Origin of the sequence: Leucobacter sp. M11 (genome assembly GCF_035726885.1) — a bacterium.
Classification (GTDB): Bacteria; Actinomycetota; Actinomycetes; order Actinomycetales; family Microbacteriaceae; genus JAPFRB01.
Genome location: NZ_JAPFRB010000004.1, coordinates 220,787 through 223,187 on the forward strand (window position 1 = coordinate 220,787; position 2,401 = coordinate 223,187).

Here is a 2,401-nt window from a genome sequence, read left to right on the forward strand (position 1 = left end):
CCCCGGAGGCCCCGCTGACCGCCCTCCGGGGGTGGGTCGATGTCGCGTTCGACGCGCCGGACGCGCTTGCCGCGGTGCGTGCCCTGGAGGCGCGCGAGGAGCCGGAGGCGCTCGCCGCCGCGGCCCTGATCCGGGCGCAGTGCCCCGCGGCGGTCGCCGCCAGCTTCCGGCTGATCCAGCGCATCCGCGACGAGCGGCCGAGCCTCGCTGAGGTGTTGGAGCAGGACCTCTGGACCGCCCGGCAGCTGATCGCGCGGCCCGACTTTGCCGAGGGGGTCCGCGCCCGGATCGTCGACAAGGACAACGCCCCGGCCTGGCACCCGGAGCGGCTCGAAGACGTGTCGGACGACCTCATCGCCGAACTCACCTCGGCGGAGCGGCCCGGGCAGGAGCCCATTCCTTTCCGGGACTGAGCCGAGGGCACGGTCCACGAACGGGGCAGATCCCGGGCCACCAAGCAGAGAGCGCGAAGCGCTGGGAATGCAGCGCCCAAAGCTGGGTCAGGCGGTGTCCGGATCTGGGTCAGGCAGTGTCCGGATCTGGGTCAGGCTGTGTCCGGTGCGCCCGATGCTCGTTCGGGGGAGGTCGTGACCCGTCGCCCGGTCAGGGTCTCCCACTCCAGCACCCCGTTCACGTTGTCGAGCAGGGTCCAGCCCCGGTGCGTCTTGCCCGGCCCGGTCGTCCCGGGGTCGCCGCGGCCCTTCATCGTGTGGTGGGTGCGGCAGAGAAACGCGAGATTATCGTGACGGGTTTCCCCGCCCGCATCCCACGGCACCGAGTGATCAAGATCACACCGGACCGCGGCCCGTTCACACCCGGGGAAGCGACAGTGCTGGTCCCGAATTTCGGTGAATCTGCGAAGGGCTTTCGGCGGCGAGTAACTGTCGCGGCCGACGTTGAGGATCGCGCCGCGGTCGTCGGTGAACAGCGCTCGGAAGGAGCCAATCCCGAAGGCGACCCGCTCCGCGGTCTCGTCATCGAGCGCGCCGTAGCCGTCCAGGTGGGCGAATTCCTTGCCGAGGATCGCCTCGGCGCTGGCCTCGGGTCCCAGGTCGTCGGTGAGCCCGGCCAGGATGCGCGTGGGCACGGTGACGAGGACCTGCCCGCGGACGCCGCGGGGTGGGGCGGTGCTGGCCTGGGGGGCCGTGTCGCCCTCGGCTGGCGCTTCCGTGTCGATTTCGCCGAGCGAGATCAGATCCACGAGTACGTCGGCGCGGAGCTGCGCGATGCCACGGGGGAGCGGGAGGGCTGCAAGGGCCGCAGCCAGCTCCTCCTCGCTACCCGTGTGCGCGTCCTTCAACGCGTCCACGCGGTCCTGGTGGTCCTGCTTCTCCATGACGGCGAGCTGTTTCGCGAGGGCGTCGCTCCGGTCATACGCCGCGGTCAGTTCCACCGCGGAGTGCCGGATCGTGAGCTCCATCATCCCGTTGCGGGCGGGCTCGTTCCAGGCCCCGCGACGCTGGAACGCATCCGCGTGCCTGGCCTCGGGAGAAACGGGATCGACCCTGTTCCGAAGATCCTCGGCCACCCGCAACAGCTTCGCGGGAGTCAACGTCGGGGCAACCTCGGCAAGCTGCTCGTCGAGAATGGCGCGGGCCACGGGCGGCGCATCAGCGGTGACGCGGACAATCGCGGACACGCGAGCCTGGTCGAGCGCGCCGGATGAGAAGGCCTCCCACACGTGGGGCAGATCCTCGGAAAGCGCGAGTGCATCGTTCAAGAGCCGCGCACCGGTGGGCTTCCCGACGGTGACCGCGAACGCAATCTCTTCGGCGAGCTGCCCCATCCGCTGCGCTCGGTCCTCGCCGGTCACGGTCTGGCCGATGACCTGGCCGGACGAAGCGAGCACCCGTGCGGCGTCCTCCGCGGTCTCCCGGGCAAAGCGCTCCTCGTTGAGGTCTGCGAGTTCCGCGATCAAGCGAGCGCGACGGGCCTCGACCCGGTTCTTCTCCCGCGTCGCCTCGGAGATTGCCTCGCTCAGTGCGGCCTCACGCGCGCGCAGTTCCTCGGCGTTGAGGTGCGCGCGAGTATTTCTGGCTTCGATTCGGCGAGCGGCAAGGTGATGCTCGCGTTGATCAGCCGGGGTCACCCGGGACGCGGCAAAAGCATCGGCGGCGATCCGCGCCGCGATCTTCGCGGCGCTCGCCCCGGTCACCGTCCCCGTGCCCGGCACGCGCGCGAACGCACCGGCCCGCGGTGTGCGGGTTGCGGTGTCGCGGGGTGCGACGGGAGTGAAAGTGACCATGCCCCAATTTTACCCGAAGTGACCCGAGGAAAAATGCTGTTCAAGCCTCATTTCTGATCGAAAACGATATGTACCAGGCCCGGATCATCGCAACAAAATATGGCGCGTTTTCACCGCAATACTTGACAGCAAAACCCAACTCTGGCGGGCTCAAAA

2 protein-coding genes are annotated in these 2,401 nt (G+C 69.2%); one reads left to right on the forward strand and one right to left on the reverse strand.

Annotated elements, in window-relative coordinates; genetic code table 11:
* The coding region (locus OOT08_RS13020; RefSeq protein WP_325093180.1) for an enoyl-CoA hydratase/isomerase family protein at positions 1-413 on the forward strand (413 nt) is incomplete at its 5' end.
* A 131-nt stretch (positions 414-544) separates the two neighbouring features.
* On the opposite strand, the gene OOT08_RS13025 is transcribed toward OOT08_RS13020, so the two are convergent.
* The gene (locus OOT08_RS13025; protein ID WP_325093181.1) at positions 545-2,245 is read right to left on the reverse strand and encodes an HNH endonuclease signature motif containing protein; all 1,701 of its coding nucleotides are present in this window, start codon (positions 2,243-2,245) and stop codon (positions 545-547) included.
* Positions 2,246-2,401: the final 156 nt, after the last annotated feature.